Annotated in this window: 12 protein-coding genes; 7 read left to right on the forward strand and 5 right to left on the reverse strand. The window is 65.6% G+C overall.

The window, feature by feature from the left end; translation table 11 throughout:
- Positions 1-5: 5 nt before the first annotated feature.
- On the forward strand, positions 6-671 hold the full coding sequence (locus P2869_RS23150) for a hypothetical protein (protein WP_277599683.1): 666 nt from the start codon (positions 6-8) through the stop codon (positions 669-671).
- A gap of 131 nt (positions 672-802) precedes the next feature.
- The gene (locus P2869_RS23155; RefSeq protein WP_017773717.1) at positions 803-2,779 is read left to right on the forward strand and encodes a hypothetical protein; all 1,977 of its coding nucleotides are present in this window, start codon (positions 803-805) and stop codon (positions 2,777-2,779) included.
- Positions 2,780-2,819: 40 nt separating this feature from the next.
- Here P2869_RS23155 and P2869_RS23160 read toward each other — a convergent pair whose 3' ends face one another.
- Complete coding sequence (locus P2869_RS23160; protein WP_277599684.1) at positions 2,820-4,778, reverse strand: beta-galactosidase; 1,959 nt, start codon at positions 4,776-4,778, stop codon at positions 2,820-2,822.
- A gap of 134 nt (positions 4,779-4,912) precedes the next feature.
- On the opposite strand from P2869_RS23160, the gene P2869_RS23165 reads away from it, so the two are divergent.
- Positions 4,913-5,734: a ProQ/FINO family protein gene (locus P2869_RS23165; RefSeq protein WP_277599685.1), complete on the forward strand. Its 822-nt coding sequence runs from the start codon at positions 4,913-4,915 to the stop codon at positions 5,732-5,734.
- 162 nt (positions 5,735-5,896) lie between these two features.
- Positions 5,897-6,601 (forward strand): cytochrome b/b6 domain-containing protein, encoded by a 705-nt coding sequence (locus P2869_RS23170; protein WP_277599686.1) that lies wholly within the window; start codon positions 5,897-5,899, stop codon positions 6,599-6,601.
- Positions 6,602-6,609: 8 nt separating this feature from the next.
- Here the strand turns inward: P2869_RS23170 and P2869_RS23175 are convergent, their stop codons facing one another.
- From P2869_RS23175 to P2869_RS23185, 3 genes are all read right to left on the reverse strand, one after another.
- Positions 6,610-7,068, reverse strand: a complete 459-nt coding sequence (locus P2869_RS23175; RefSeq protein ID WP_017773721.1) for an RT0821/Lpp0805 family surface protein — start codon at positions 7,066-7,068, stop codon at positions 6,610-6,612.
- A 130-nt stretch (positions 7,069-7,198) separates the two neighbouring features.
- On the reverse strand, positions 7,199-7,696 hold the full coding sequence (locus P2869_RS23180) for a hypothetical protein (RefSeq protein WP_017773722.1): 498 nt from the start codon (positions 7,694-7,696) through the stop codon (positions 7,199-7,201).
- Positions 7,697-8,206: 510 nt separating this feature from the next.
- Positions 8,207-8,662: a CHRD domain-containing protein gene (locus tag P2869_RS23185; RefSeq protein WP_277599687.1), complete on the reverse strand. Its 456-nt coding sequence runs from the start codon at positions 8,660-8,662 to the stop codon at positions 8,207-8,209.
- 495 nt (positions 8,663-9,157) lie between these two features.
- Between P2869_RS23185 and P2869_RS23190 the strand changes: the two genes are divergently transcribed.
- The 3 genes from P2869_RS23190 (at position 9,158) to P2869_RS23200 (ending at position 12,990) form a co-directional block, all read left to right on the forward strand.
- Complete coding sequence (locus P2869_RS23190; protein WP_277599688.1) at positions 9,158-10,618, forward strand: TIGR00366 family protein; 1,461 nt, start codon at positions 9,158-9,160, stop codon at positions 10,616-10,618.
- Between the two features lie 79 nt (positions 10,619-10,697).
- Positions 10,698-11,399, forward strand: coding sequence for a YceH family protein (locus P2869_RS23195; RefSeq protein WP_017773726.1), 702 nt, complete (start codon positions 10,698-10,700; stop codon positions 11,397-11,399).
- A gap of 337 nt (positions 11,400-11,736) precedes the next feature.
- Positions 11,737-12,990, forward strand: a complete 1,254-nt coding sequence (locus tag P2869_RS23200; RefSeq protein ID WP_277599689.1) for a hypothetical protein — start codon at positions 11,737-11,739, stop codon at positions 12,988-12,990.
- A gap of 97 nt (positions 12,991-13,087) precedes the next feature.
- Here P2869_RS23200 and P2869_RS23205 read toward each other — a convergent pair whose 3' ends face one another.
- The gene (locus P2869_RS23205) at positions 13,088-14,545 is read right to left on the reverse strand and encodes an MFS transporter (protein ID WP_277599690.1); all 1,458 of its coding nucleotides are present in this window, start codon (positions 14,543-14,545) and stop codon (positions 13,088-13,090) included.
- Between the last annotated feature and the right edge of the window lie 128 nt (positions 14,546-14,673).

Here is a 14,673-nt window from a genome sequence, read left to right on the forward strand (position 1 = left end):
GGACCATGCATGAGCAAGAGACAGACGTAGCACGGATGTGGCTCGCGATCGATGCACTCGACTTCGCGCGGATGAAAGCAAAGCTGCTGCACCGGCGCGACGGGCAGTGGACGCCCGAAACGGTGGCGCGTGCCGAGGCGGGCTACCGACAGTTCCTGAAGCTCGCGGCGCAGTACCCGGGCACGGCGATCGTGCCGAACGAGGAAGTGGATCAGTTCTGGCACGCGCACATTCTGGACACGAGGCGCTATGCCGACGACTGCGAGCGCATCTTCGGGTTCGTGCTGCATCACAACCCGTATGTGGGAATCGATGGCGCGGACGATGAGGCGCGCCTGTTCGAACTCGCGTCCGCTACCGGCGCGCTGATGGAGCGCACGTTTGGCGCTGGGGCACAGGCGCAGGCTGCCGCGTATTGCGCGGTGACACCGGGTGCCCAGGCACAACCGGCGTACTGTGCGATTGCGCCGGGCGCCGAGGCGCAGGCAGCGTATTGCGCGGTGACGCCAGACGTGGAGGCGAAACCCGCTTACTGTGCGGTGACCCCGAGCGTGGGAGCGAAACCCGCTTACTGCGCGATCGCGCCTGGCGCACAGGCTGCGCAACCGGCTTACTGCGCGGTGACGCCGTCGCAGGGGCAAGGCGGCGAGGTGAGTCGGACGCGGCATTGATGGCATGAGGCACACGGATCGCACGATTTACCCCGGCGATCCGCTGCAAGCCTCACTTCAGGCGGCCTTGGGCGATATCATCGGCAGGCGGTCTTACGCCACGCCTCAATGCCCTGGAGGACGCTTACGCCATGCCACCGAACGCCACCTCGTCCCCGTCGTCTTCATGGGCTGGCACGCCGGCGTTTCAAGCCGAGGGCGAGCGGCAGACGTTCGGCAACGCCGCGATTGCGATGGGCTGGCGTGTGACGGGTAGGCGCTTATGCGACTTCGTGCTCACCGACCGCTTGCATGCACGCACGCTGTCCGTGAGCACGCCGTTCGCGCTCACGCTCGCCGATGGTCGCGTGCTCGACATGCGAGACCTCACGCTGCTCGCGCCGCCGCACGAAGAGGCGCTTGAAGCGGATGCATCGGCCTCGTGCCTCGCCACGCGAATCGCCGGCAAATGCATCGTCGCTTCTTTCACCGATGACGCGGCACGCTTTCTCATTCGCTGGTGTATCGAGCAACGCGAGGGTTCACCGTATCTGCGCGAACGCGTGTGGCTGACGGCGGAGAAGCAGGACGAGCACGTGGCGAACGTCGCCATGCTGTGCGTCGATGCCATCGATGGCATCGATACTGCTGAGGCCGGCGAGGGGCTCGACGGCGTGCCCGTCATTGCCGGTGACGTCTATCTCGGCATCGAACTGCCGCGCGCGCAAAATCGCGTGCGCAACGGCGCGGTGATGCTCACGGTTTCGCGTGCGCTGCCGTTCGGCAAGAGCAAGACCGTCGAGTACAGCGCCGTTGCCGGCGTGGCGCGCCGCGGGCAGATGCGACGTGATTTCGCGACGTACGTCGAACGCGAGCGGGCGTATCCGTCCCGTCCGTTTCTCCACTACAACAGCTGGTACGACATCGGCTACCTGACGCCGTACACGGCAGGGCAGGCGGTAGAGCGGATTGAAACGGTGGGGCGCGAACTGCATGCGAAGCGCGGCGTCCACATCGATTCCTTCATGTTCGACGACGGCTGGGATGACCTGAGCGGTAGCTGGCATTTCAGCCGCGATTTTCCGCAAGGTTTCGTGCCGCTACGTGATGCCGCCGCGCGCTTCGGTGCGGCGCCTGGCGTGTGGCTCTCGCCCTGGGGCGGCTACTGCGCGCCGCGCGATGCTCGCGTGGAGCGGGGCGCCGCGAGCGGGTACGAGGTGGTCGATCATGGCTTTGCGCTTTCGGGGCCGAATTACTACGCGCGTTTCTACGCGGTAGCGATGGCGCTGCTCGGCGAGCATGGCGTCAATCACTTCAAGTTCGACGGCACGGGCAATGCGGACCGCGTCGTGCCGGGCAGCCGCTTCGACAGCGACTGGGACGCGGCGATTCATTTGATCGAAGACATTCGCGCGGCGAAGCCCGAGACCTTCATCAATCTGACCACCGGCACGCATCCCTCGCCGTTCTGGTTGCGCTTCGCCGACACCATCTGGCGCGACGGCGCGGACCACGGCTTCGCGGGCGAAGGCTGCGACCGGGAGCGCTGGATCACGTATCGGGACGCGCAGACCTATCACCACGTCGTGGTGCGCAGTCCGCTCTTTCCGCTCAACTCGCTGATGTTGCACGGGATCATCTGCGCGCAGCATTGCAGAGGGCTCGATGCCCCGCAGGGCGAGGCATTCGTGCACGAGGTGCGCTCGTTTTTCGCGAGCGGCACGCAATTACAGGAGCTTTACCTCACGCCGTCGCTGCTTGCGGAGCGCGACTGGGACGTGCTCGCGCAAGCCGCCCGATGGGCGCGCGGCAATGCAGAGGTCTTGCGCGATTCGCACTGGATTGGCGGTGTGCCCGACGCGCTCGAAGTCTATGGCTGGGCGGCGTGGTCCCCGCAGCGCGCTGTCGTGACGCTACGCAATCCTGATCGCCGTATGCAGCGCTTCGTGCTGGATCTGCGCGAAGCGTTGGCCTTGCCCGACGACGCCGCAACGCGTTTCGAACTGCACGAGCCACCATGGGGCTGTTCCCACACACGATCGATGGCGGCCATCGTCGATGCCGCCCGCCCGCTCGCGTTCGAGCTCGAGCCTTTCGAGGTGCTGACAGTCGAGTTCGTCGCCCGGTAGACGTGCTGTAAGGCGCAGCAAGTTGCGCTACGAAAGCGTGCTAAGAAAGCGTGCGCACAAGATCGACCGGCCTCGCCTCTGTCTGATGAATATCGAAGATCAGCACGTTGTTTGCGCCGCGCACGAGCCACGGGGCCGGACAATAGAGCCGCGTTTGCGGTCCGATATGCCAATAGCGGCCCAGGTTGTGTCCGTTGACCCACACCACGCCCTTGGTCCAGTGACGCATGTCGAGATACGTGTCGCCGATCTCGTCGAGCATCAACGTCGCCTTGAAGAACACTCCAGGCCGGTGGGGATGGGTGCAGACGGGACGCAAGGCCGCGATGAACGCATCGTCCATGGGCAACAGAAAGACCTCCCAGCCTCTCAGGGTTTCGCCCTTACCGTTGGCATACCGAAGCGTGACGGGCCCGGGCATCCCCTTGCGATCCACCATCGCGTGACCGTAGTTCACGCGGCCCATGCCTTCCACGAGGATGTCGAGCTGCGTCGATGAGCGCTGCGCCTGCCGCGTGGCGTTTTGCGTACCCGCGGTCGCCGGCAGCATAAGCGGGGCGTCTGTCTCGTTCACCACGCCGTATCGCTTCGCGGAGTGCGCGGGCATGCGGGCTCGCGAGATGCCGCCCACATACTCGCCGTCCACGAATACGGTGGCGTAATCGTGGACGCCGCTGGTTTCCAGCCGGCTATCCGCCTGCATCGCTTCGGCGGGCAACGTCGTGCGATAGAGCGCGAAGCCGAACGCCTGGCCATCCATCTCGAACGGCTGCGGATCGATGGTGTCGCCTGCAGGCAATGCCTCGGGCAGGTTGTCCCAGATCGACGCGCAGGCCGCGGGCATCAGCGCGGCGCGGCCCAGCCGCTCGATCGCGGGAAGCGGCGGCGGCACCTCGGGTAACGGCGAGGGCAGGTAGCGCGCGATGATCTCGCGATACTTCGCGTACTTCGGCGTGGCCGCGCCTTGCTCGTTGATAGGTGCCGCGTAGTCGTAGCTCGTGATGTCGGGCTGGTAGGCGCCCGTGCGGTCGTCGATATTGGCGCCGGCGTAGAAGGCGAAGCTGGTGCCGCCGTGGATCACGTAGAGGTTGAACGAGAGCCGCTCGCGCATGAATGCGTCGAGCTTCTCGCCGATATCGACAGCCGTGCCCTGGAATGCCGCGTCGCCCCAGTGCGTGAGCCAGCCGGGATACACCTCGCCGGCCATGACAGGCACGCCGGGAAACGCCGCGCGTGCCGCCGCGATCTGCGCCGCGTCGCCGTTGCTGAGCGCGATGGCGCCGCCCTCTACGTGGCTGCGATTTTGCTGGAGTTGCATCAGGCCGTCTTCGGTATAGAACGGACCCGTGATTTCGCCTTGCAGCCAGAGCGCGCGGATTTCTTCGAGGTACGGCGGGTTGTGCGCGTAAGAGCCGAACTCGTTCTCGATCTGGACCATGAGGATGGGCCCGCCCGCCGCCATCATGAGCGGCTTCACGCGCGCGGCCAGTTCGGCGACGTAGCGTGCCACGGCAGCCATGTAGCGCGCGTCACCAGCCGACCCGGTTCTCAGCACGATGTCGGGGTAGCGCAGGAGCCACCACGGCAGACCGCCCAGGTCCCACTCGGCGCAGACATATGGGCCGGGGCGCAGCAGCACCCACATGCGCTCGCGCTGACACAGTCGAATGAACGCTTCGATGTCGCGATTACCGGTTTCGAAATCGAACACGCCGGGCTGTGTCTCGTGATAATTCCACATCACGTAAAGCGCGATACAGTTCATTCCCATCGCGCGGACCATGCGAATGCGGTGCTGCCAATATTCGACGGGAATGCGTGCCGGGTGCAATTCGCCGCTGCGAATCTGGAATGGCTCGCCATCGAGCAGGAAATGCGCGCCGTCGGCGCTGAAGGCGAAAGTGCGGTGAGGCCTGCCGTCGGGTTCGTCCGGGCGCGGAACCCATGGGACGCGGCGTTCGCCGAGGGGCGGAGTATCGTCTGCCGTGCCGGTTGCCATACGTTCCGTTTGCCTCCATGGGGCTCGGGTATTCGCGAACGCGGCGCGGCTTGCCGAAACGGGCAATACGCGCGTCAGCGAGCAACGCACGCGATTGGTTATCATATCGGCGATTATTGGATCAGAGAGATTTCGTGAAAACCGCAACCCAACCGCGCCGCGCACTGAGCTTTCGCGAAGGCCTGCAGGAAATCAAGAAGGCGCTCGCGTCGAACCCCGAACGGCAGGACGAGGGGCAGGCCACACACGCTGCGGCCGAAGCGCCTCGCCAGCCGAGGCCAGCCGATACGAAAAAGCCCAACGCGCAGAACGCGCGATCGGGCGGGCCACAGGGGCGGGCGGGCCAGCCCGGCAAGCCGCCGCATCCGCGGCGGGGCGGCCCGAAGCCCGACAGCGCCGCCAAAGGGCCGCGCGGTCCGAATCCGAACCCGGCGCCGGGCTCGCGGGGACAGAAACCGAAGGATCGCGGCGCGCCCCGGCGTCCCGCAGACCCGGTGCTGGCTGCGCGTATCGAGCGGGATCAGCAATTGCGGGCCGTGCGCAAGCGCTTCGGGGAGCAGCATCCTGCGTTTCGCGACTGGCTCCCGCTCAAGATCGGCGTGCTCGACGATCTCTGCGCCCAACATCCCGAACTCGACAAGGCCCTCATTTCACTCGTGCTGAAGCTGCACGTGAATCATCCGCGCTATCACGAGCACGTGGCCGTGGGCGGGCCGCGCTACGAGCTGGACGGTACGGCCTCGCCGGGGCCGGGCGTGGAAGCCTCGCACGTCACGCGCGCCACGCGGGCGCTCGAGCGGCAGAAGCAAAGGCAGGGGCAGAATCACGGCCCGGCACAGCAAGCGGCTGCCAAAGAGGAGCCGGAGGAGCCGGCAACGGCGGAACAACCGGCCGCGCAACAGCCGCCTTCTGAAGCTGAGCAGCCGGCCGCGGCTCCGAGCACCGCGGCGCAATGACCTCCGGCGCGCAACGAAGCGCGTGCGTGCCGGCGTTGGGGCGCCATGTCCCATGCGGGTGCCGCGTGCCGTCGCGGGTGGCGAACGGCGTGGCGAACTGTGCGGCGAACCCCGGGGCGCGAAGCGATTTCGCGACGCAGCGTGTTCCGCACGGAGCCCCGCATGGCGCCTGACCATGGTGATGCGTCGGCTGCCTCGCCTGCTGCGGCGTCTTCGTCCCGCACCGTATTGATCTGGGACTGGCCCGTCCGTCTCTTTCACTGGTTGACAGTGGCGCTCGTGGCGGCGGCCTACGTGACCGTCCGCCTCAACTGGATCGACTGGCACGTGCGCATCGGCGAGGCGCTGCTCGTACTGGTGGTGTTTCGCCTGCTGTGGGGCCTTCTGGGAAGCCAGACCGCGCGGTTCACCAGCTTCGTGGCGGCGCCCGCCGCGGCGCTCCGGCATCTGCGTGCAGTAGTGCGCCGCGAGCCCGATGTGCAGGCGGGCCACAACCCCGCGGGCGGCTGGATGGTGTTGCTGCTGCTCGCGCTGCTGGCCGCCGAGACGTTGACGGGGCTCTACGTCTACAACGATGTCGCCGACGAAGGCCCGCTCTCCGAAGTCGTGCCGGCCGTTGTCTCCAACACTATCACGGCCCTGCATTCGATATTGTGGGACGCGCTTGCTGTGGCCATTGCACTGCACGTCTGCGCCGTCGCGCTCTATGCCTTCGTGTGGGGACAGAATCTCGTGCGCCCCATGCTCGACGGGCACAAGTCATTGCCCGCGCATGTTCGCGAGCCGCGGCGCGCACCGCTCTGGCTCGCCATCGTTCTGCTGGCTGTCGCCGCGGGCGGGGTGACGCTACTCGCGAGCGTGCTCTAGCGCGTTGCCTATTGGGTCACCCGCCAGCTGCCATCGGACTGACGGCACGCTGTTCCATAAACCTTGTCGCGTTTGCCGCCTACGACCGAATCAACCGTGAATTCCCGGCATGGCCCGGTCGATGCATCGAACGTGCGCGTGGGCACGACCGTGTATTGATTGCCGGTGTCCGGATTGCGCCAGGTAGAGGGGACTCCGGTCCGAACGCCTTCGAGTGTCTGCGCCGTTTTGAGCCGGTCGGTTTCGTCCATCGACCGTCCCACGGCACCGCCAACCGCGGCGCCCGCCAGCACGCCGACGATGGTCGCGACGGTCTTGCCGGTTCCTCCGCCAACTTGCGAGCCGAGCACGCCGCCCAATGCTCCACCGATCAGCATGCCGCCTTGCTCTTTGGTGGGCGGCTGCGTGCAGGCCGCCACCGAAAGTGCGATCAACGCAACTGACGCATAACGAAGCTTCATTTCCATCACCAGCCTCCTTCGGTAATTCACGACCGCGCGCCGGTGCACTCACGTGAGCACGACGGCACGGCCAAAATGGTTGGCATGACTATCTAATCCGCAACATCCACAGGACGAATCCGCAACGGTGCGACGATCACTTCGGTGCCGGTGTCGGGCAGCGCTGGCAAATCAGCATGACGTCGTGGCGGTCGGGGTCGTCCCAGTAAAAGTGCACGTCGATGCCGCCCTGGCGTGGCACCACCACCTGTTTCGTGATCGTTACGTGCCGGTCACGCGCCGTGATCCGATAGCTTCCCGGCGGCACGCGGGCGAACAGAAAGGGGCCTTCCGTGTGTACGGCGAGTACCACCCGTTTGCCGGAAGCAATGCTCACGTTGATGTCGGAAAGATAGTGGCCAGCCTTCGACGCGAGCGTGACGCGCAGGTTGTACTTCGGCGCGACTTCGCGGAACGCGCGGACTTCGTCCTCGCCGATGCCTCCCGTGATGTACGTCACGCCGTTACGCTCGACCGGCGTGGGTACTGCTGGCACCGCTGGCACCGCTTGTGCCGTTTGCGCCAGGGCGTAGGTGTTCGCGAACACGCATGACAGAAGCAGCGCGGCGAGTACGCGGGCAGAGATGTTCGACATAGAGACCTCCAGACATGCGTTCGCGGCTGCGAAGGAAAAGGCGGGGCACCGTTACGCGATGGAGTCGCGCCTCGCGTCAGATATCCCGCCCAACGCATGGACCGCTCATTGGCCAATGCAGAATGACGTGCCGGCCAAGGCGCGGTGTTGACGTGTATCAAGCGTGAGCGGGAGAGGCGAAATGCGCGGCGCGGGCAGAGGGGCGGCGCATGGGCAGCGCCTTATAACACCTTAAGGCACCTTATGGCACCTTATGGCACCTTATGGCGCGTCATGACGCGCTATAAGCGGGGGTATTCGACGAATCGGCCGGCCCGGTGTTCAACAGGAACATGGACGTCGTTCGCGCGCTGGATGTGAAACGCCTGACGGTGCGGTATTCGGCCAAAGAGAAGGGGGAGCGCCGGGTAGCCCGCGGCGAACTGCACGAGAGAACAGGGCACGTGATCATGCCCGGCCGAAGCCGGGCTGCCGTCTTTGCGTGCTATCGCGGGGTATTGAGCGCGAGGTTCACTTCGGTGGCAGCACCTGGCCGCGAATTTCCCCCGAAGGGTGATCCTTCGTGTGCACGTTGATGTACATGTCGCCTGCGAGGAATTGCCTGGCCTGCTCAGGTGTCAACGTGGCCTCGCCGCTGATGGGACTCGATATCGCCGTTGAGCCTTTTTTCGTGAGCCAGATGACGGGCGGCGCATTCTTGCCGGCCGCGGCGGGCGCGTGGAAGTGCGCCATAGTGGCGTCGCTCGAAAGACCGCTGTACGTCACTTTCCACGTCACGACGTGTGTATCCGCGTCGTACGTCAGCGCCGCGCTGCCGTTGCCCGAGGTCTGCACAGGCGGCACCTGCTGGTCGCCTGTGAGCGGCACCGTGAGCGACACGGGAGCCGCGTGAGCCGCCGCCATGGCGGTCGCGCAGGCGAGGCCCGCCACGGTCGCGGCCGCGCGCTGCCACACTGATTGCCTCATTGATTGTCTCATCTGCCATCTCCTTTTCCGGTGAGTGCCGGCCGAACCACGACGTGCGCCGTTGTGAGCCGGTGTGGGGGAACTGAAACCGCCGTGTCGGTGAGTCAGCAGCGAATGCGGGCTTCAGCGCGATATCGGCGAGGGGTGCGCTCGGCATGCAAGCGCGAAACAAGAAGGGGGCGAAGCCTGAGGCGATTCTAGCCCAGCGTCTGCGGCGGCGCAGGCGCGTGCTCGCGCGCGTGGACGGCCTTGCGCGTGGTGCCAGGCGCGCACGCGTTGCGCTTCGTTCCAGCAAATCGCAACGCGGCTGTGGGCATATTGAAAGCCATGCCGTCTGCATGGCTGCGCGCAAATTTCCGATGAGACGAGTATGCTCCGGGGTTCGTTCAGTGGACGCATCGTTCGCAATTAGAACATTTGCACATCGTCGCTTCGAGGCACCGAACGAGCTTTTCAGTACCCCTTCAGCACCACATAACCACACGGATCGAAGTCATGGAGAAGACAGATACCGGCTCGCACGCCGGCATGGCGGGCGTCGTTCATCCCGCCAGCACAACGGGAATCCCGGGCGTAACAGAGAACCGGCCGGAAAAACCGCGCGGCCGCGGCGTTGTGGCAGGCCTCGTTTATGTATTCGAGCAGGTCATGCCCGACCCGTTCGTCCTTTCGCTCGGCCTCACCTTCGTCGTGATCGTGCTTGCCGCGTTGCTCGCGCCGCACGGCACGCTGCCCGTCATCCTGACCTCCTGGTATGACGGCACGTTCCACATTCTCGGCTTTGCGCTGCAGATGATCCTGATTCTCGCGACGGGCTACGCCATCGCGGATGCGCCCATCGTGCAGCGTGGCTTGCGTGCGCTCGCGTCGCGGGTCACGTCGCCCACGCGGGCGGCGCTGCTCGTGTTTCCGGTGGTTGGCGTGGCGGCGTGGCTCAACTGGGGGCTCGGGCTCATCGTGGGCGCGTTGCTGTCGCGCGAAATCGCGCGTCGCGTGAAGGTGGATTTCGCGTGGCTCGTGGCCGGCAGCTACTCGGCATGGTCCGTGTGCAACAGCGGGCTGTCGAGCTCCATTGCGTTGTCGCAGGCATCGCACGGCAATGCGCTCAACCTCGTGGAGAAAGCGACCGGACATGTCGTGCCGCTCACCGATACCGTCTTCGCGCCGTTCGTGTTCGTCCCGACGGTGCTCGTGGTCGTCGTGATGACAGCGATCTTCATCCGCATGCATCCGAAGGCGGAGCACGTGGTTGCGTTCAGCGAGTCGCGCGAGGCCGGCGCGAATGCCGCCGACGATAATGGCGACCCGCACGCGCGTGCCGCGGGCACATCGTCGGTGGCGGCGCGCATGGAGCGCTCGATGCTCGGCACGCTGCTGCTGCTCGCACTCGGCATCGGCTACCTCGCGATGACGTGGCATGCGAAGGGCTTCGAACTCGACATCAACACGACGATCCTGATCTTCCTGCTCGCGGGTCTCGCGCTGCAACGCACGCCCATTGCCTATGCGGACGCGATTCGCCGCGCCGCGCGTCAGACGGGATCCATGCTGCTTCAGTATCCGGTCTATGGCGGCATCATGGGCATCATGACGGGCACGGGGCTCGCACCCGCGATCGCGAAAACCTTCGTGGCGGTTGCGACGCCCGCGACGCTCGCGCTCTGGAGCTACCTCAGCTCGCTTATCATTACGCTGCTCATCCCGAGTGCAGGCGGACACTGGGCCGTGCAAGGCCCGTTCGTGCTGCCCGCCGCGCTGGCGCTGCATGCGAGCGTCGCGCACACGGCGATGGGCGTGGCGATGGCAGAGAACGTTTCGAACATGCTGCAGCCGTTCTGGGCGGTGCCCGTGGTCGCGATTGCGGGCATTCGCATCCAGCGCGTGATGGGCTACACGGCGGTCACGTTTGCCGTTTCGCTCGTGATCTATGCCGCGGCGTTGTGGCTGATTCCGTGAGGCACCGCGCGCGGACGAACTCTGTCGTCGGGTCTTCACCGCGCGCTGCTGCTTTTGGCGTCAAGCCTTACCGTCATCCATGAACACGAGCAACGAATCCATCGAACGTCCGTCCAGCCGTCAACTCACGCCACTCGAAGCACGCGTGTTGGGCGTGCTGGTGGAAAAGCAGCACACGGTGCCCGACACCTATCCGCTTTCGCTCAACGCGCTCACGTCGGGCTGCAACCAGAAGACCGCGCGCTCGCCCGTGATGAACGCGACCGAGGCCGAGGTGCTGGAAGCGATCGAAAGCCTGAAGCACCCGAGCCTCGTGTTCGAAAGCAGCGGCAGCCGCGTGCCGCGCTTCGAGCACAACATGAATCGCGCGCTTGGCGTATCGAGCCAGAGCGTAGCGTTGCTCGCCACGTTGATATTGCGCGGACCGCAGACCGCAGCCGAGTTGCGGTTGAATTCGGCACGGCTGCATGGTTTCGCGGATACGTCGTCTGTCGAAGCGTTTCTCGACGAACTCGCAGCAGGCCAGCCGCCGCGTGTGGTGAAGCTCGCACGCACGCCAGGCGAGCGCGAGAACCGCTGGGCGCATCTGCTGTGCGGAGAGGTGAGCCAGGACATGCCGCAAGCGGCGGCCGGCGGCGAGGATAGCGTCTCACGCACCGAGTTCGAAACGCTGAAGGCGGAACACAGGCATATGGCGAGCGAACTGGCGCGATTGCAGACTGTGGTCGCACAGATGGCGGCCGAACTCGGCATTCAGATCGACGGCGCGCGCGAATCGTAGGTTCGGTGCATGCGGCGCACGCAATATCGCGCGTGTGCCGCAACATGCGTCTGTGCGGCTTCGCACACAAGGCCGGCCGTCACGTTTTGTTCCAGGTTCGCGATTGATCTTCAGCGCAAACTGGCTCATATTGCATGTGGCAATTGCGCCCGGCCAGGCGTCTTTCATATTCGTTCTCGTCCTTTCGCCATGGCCGCTCCGGCGCAACGCCGCTCCACCTGACAACGGGTCGGATCAGTTTTTCGACGTCTCTCTGGAACCAGCAAGACTGCCCATGCCTCGCGAAATCGGCTCGGATCAATACGTTCCGCTGCGGTGCGCACATTGCAATGCCAAGTTGGCGTCACCGTTTGCGTTCTGCCCTCATTGCGGCGCGAATCAGCTCGGCCATCAGTCCGATACTGATACGCGCGCGCCTCACGACGCGCGTGCCGCGGCCGGTGCACGCGGCCCGGCGTCGCCTGCGTCGTCTGGCGCCCGCGGTCCAGCAGAGCCGACATGGCGCCCGCCACTCGACGAGAGCGGCGGGCGCTTTGCGCTCTACGGCAGCGGATCCGGTGCAGGCGGACTCGAGCATCGGGACTATTTCGGCGATACGGAGCCAAGGCGCTGGGTCGACACGCGCTGGCACGCAAAGGTCAGCCACTACGCCATACCTGTGCTCGTCGCCGCGGCGCTGCTTTTCACCGCGCACGCATTTTTCACGCGCAAGAGCGATTCGCCCGATCTGCCGCCGCAAGTGGCAAGCGGTGCCGTGGCCGATTCGGGGCAAGGCGCCGGCAACGGCGGCGCACAGGTCGATCAGGCGTACCAGGCGAATCAGGCGAATCAGGCGAATCAGGCGAATCAGACCTATCAAGGAAACCCGGGATATCAAGCCGGCCTCGCGAATCAAGGCAGCACGTCTGCGCAACCTGTCCCGCAGATGCAGCCGAACACGAACGTGCAGGCCGCGCCGACGCAACCGGACACGGCACAAGCGCCGGCGCCCACCATCGCGAACACGCCCAATACGGCGAGCGAGACGGGCATGGCCAATGCGCCCTCATCCACGACGGCGTATGCAAGCGCACCCAGCGTCAGCACGCCCCCGCAGCCTGCGCGTATGGCGACGCAGAAATCGCGCACGACGAGTCGCGTCGATGCCGACACCGCGCGACGCATACGCGAGGCGACGGTGGCCCAGCGTCGCAGCGACGAAGTCCGTTCGCGCGTTGCCGCGAGTCTGCAGAGCGCGCGCATCAATCTAGACAAGAACAATCTGGGTTCGGCGCGCGCGGCGCTCATGAACGTGCTGGCCGAAGACCCGAATAACGCGGAAGCGCTGCGTATGCGCGGCGACCTGATGGACCGCGAGCAGCAGCGCGATTCGATGCTCGCCAGCGCGCGCGGCTGCGAGGCGCAGGGGCGCTGGACCTGCGTGTGGCATAACGCCGGCAATGCGTTGACCATCGATTCGAGCAACGGCGAAGCACACTGGCTGCTTTCGCAGGCGCTGATGCGCGAGTCCGAGCGCCGTCAGGCGAACAACGGCATCTTTACGCCGGACGTAGGGCCTCGCGAAGGCGAGAACCCTGCCATCGGGCCGTGAAGACACCGTGAAGGCACCGTGAAGGCAAAGGGGCGGCGCCTTAATGCCCACACTACGCCAACACTAACCGCCGCCAACAACATCGGCTAGCCGCCGCTCAACGGACCTCGTCCGCCGCGCCTTGCCAGGCCACCGTGTCGCCGGGCTGGGTTTTCGATGCCAGCGTTTCGAGCACGAGCCCCTTCGTTTCAATGCCCATCACCCACACGGCGAGCGCGGCCACGGCGAACGACAGTGCGCCCAGCGTGAACACACCGCCCTGGCCGAACACGGGTAACACGACGCCCACCACATACGGGCCGATCAGCGAGCCGATGCGTCCAATCGCCGATGCAAAGCCCGAGCCCGTCGCCCGCGCGCCGGTGCCGTATAGCTCCGGCGTGTAGGTGTAGAGCGCGGCCCACATGCCGAACAGGAAGAACTGCATGGCGAGTCCCGTGCAGATCAGCAGCGTTTCGCTGCCCGCGTGCAAGGCCGTTTGTCCATAGACGTAAGCCATCACGGCGCCGCCCGTGAGCGAGGCGATGGTGGTGGGTTTGCGTCCCCAGCGTTCGACGAGCCAGGCCGCACACAGAAATCCAGGAATGCCGCCGAGCGAGATCAGCACGGTATAGAGCACCGACTTCGTCACCGCGAACCCCGCTTGCTGCATCAGCGCGCCGAGCCACGAGGTGAGGCCGTAGAAGCCCAGCAACGCGAAGAACCAGAGCAGCCACACCATGACGGTGCGCTGCCGGTACGCGGCGCTCCATATTTCGCGGAAGGCGCTGCGGCGGTTGGCTGCGGCATCCGTATCCACGCTCGATGCAACCAGCAAGGGCGTCGGCAGTGACGTCAGACCCTTCGACCGCATGACCTTGGTCTCGACCCGAGCCAGTACCGCATCCGCTTCGCCCAGACGGCCGCGATGTTCGAGCCAGCGCGGCGATTCCGGCACCACGCGGCGCACGATCAGCACGAAGACCGCAGGAATGGCGAGCAGCGCGAACACCGTGCGCCAGCCGAAATGCGGCAGCACCAGGTACGAAACGCATCCCGCCGCAATGAAACCGAGCGGCCAGAAGCCGTCCATCAGCGCGATCAGCCGGCCGCGCGACGAGGCGGGCACGAACTCCGAGAGCAGCGTCTGCGCGATGGGGAATTCCATGCCCATGCCGATGCCGAGCAGCACGCGGTAGACGATCAGCGTCTCTACCGACTGCGCCGTGGAGCACAGGTACGATGCCGCGCCCCACAGCACCATGCTCCACTGAAACACGGGGCGGCGCCCGAAGCGGTCCGCGAGCAGTCCCGCGACCGCGGCGCCCAGCACCATGCCGAAGAAGCTCGCGCTCGCCACGAGCCCGGCCGCCGCCGTCGACAGATGGAACTCCGTCTTGATCGAGCCGAGCACGAAGGTCATCGTGCCCAAATCGACCGAATCGAAGAAGAACGCAATCGCGATGATGATGAAGAGCGTGCGGTGGTAGCCCGAAAACGGCAGACGCTCGAGACGGGCCGCCGCAGTGGCGCGACGGGAGGCGGAAGAGGCTGAAGATGCAGCGACGGTCGGCATGGCGTCCCCTGAGCGAATGAATGGAAGGGCACGCCACGCGCAGACCGCTTTCGCTGCCGTCCGTTCAGATACGTGTGCTGCGGCCCACCTGGCGTTCAGTAGACGCGGCCATTATTCGCACACATAGA

It is taken from the genome of Paraburkholderia sp. SUR17 (assembly GCF_029536165.1).
Lineage (GTDB): Bacteria > Pseudomonadota > Gammaproteobacteria > Burkholderiales > Burkholderiaceae > Paraburkholderia > Paraburkholderia kururiensis.

Excerpts from the sequence above, each read along its gene's own strand:
- P2869_RS23205 (WP_277599690.1), bottom strand. The coding sequence starts at position 14,545 with ATGCCGACCGTCGCTGCATCTTCAGCCTCTTCCGCCTCCCGTCGCGCC.
- P2869_RS23180 (WP_017773722.1), bottom strand. The coding sequence starts at position 7,696 with ATGTCGAACATCTCTGCCCGCGTACTCGCCGCGCTGCTTCTGTCATGC.
- P2869_RS23170 (WP_277599686.1), top strand. The coding sequence starts at position 5,897 with ATGGCGCCTGACCATGGTGATGCGTCGGCTGCCTCGCCTGCTGCGGCG.
- P2869_RS23155 (WP_017773717.1), top strand. The coding sequence starts at position 803 with ATGCCACCGAACGCCACCTCGTCCCCGTCGTCTTCATGGGCTGGCACG.
- P2869_RS23175 (WP_017773721.1), bottom strand. The coding sequence starts at position 7,068 with ATGGAAATGAAGCTTCGTTATGCGTCAGTTGCGTTGATCGCACTTTCG.
- P2869_RS23150 (WP_277599683.1), top strand. The coding sequence starts at position 6 with ATGCATGAGCAAGAGACAGACGTAGCACGGATGTGGCTCGCGATCGAT.
- P2869_RS23195 (WP_017773726.1), top strand. The coding sequence starts at position 10,698 with ATGAACACGAGCAACGAATCCATCGAACGTCCGTCCAGCCGTCAACTC.
- P2869_RS23160 (WP_277599684.1), bottom strand. The coding sequence starts at position 4,778 with ATGGCAACCGGCACGGCAGACGATACTCCGCCCCTCGGCGAACGCCGC.
- P2869_RS23190 (WP_277599688.1), top strand. The coding sequence starts at position 9,158 with ATGGAGAAGACAGATACCGGCTCGCACGCCGGCATGGCGGGCGTCGTT.
- P2869_RS23185 (WP_277599687.1), bottom strand. The coding sequence starts at position 8,662 with ATGAGGCAATCAGTGTGGCAGCGCGCGGCCGCGACCGTGGCGGGCCTC.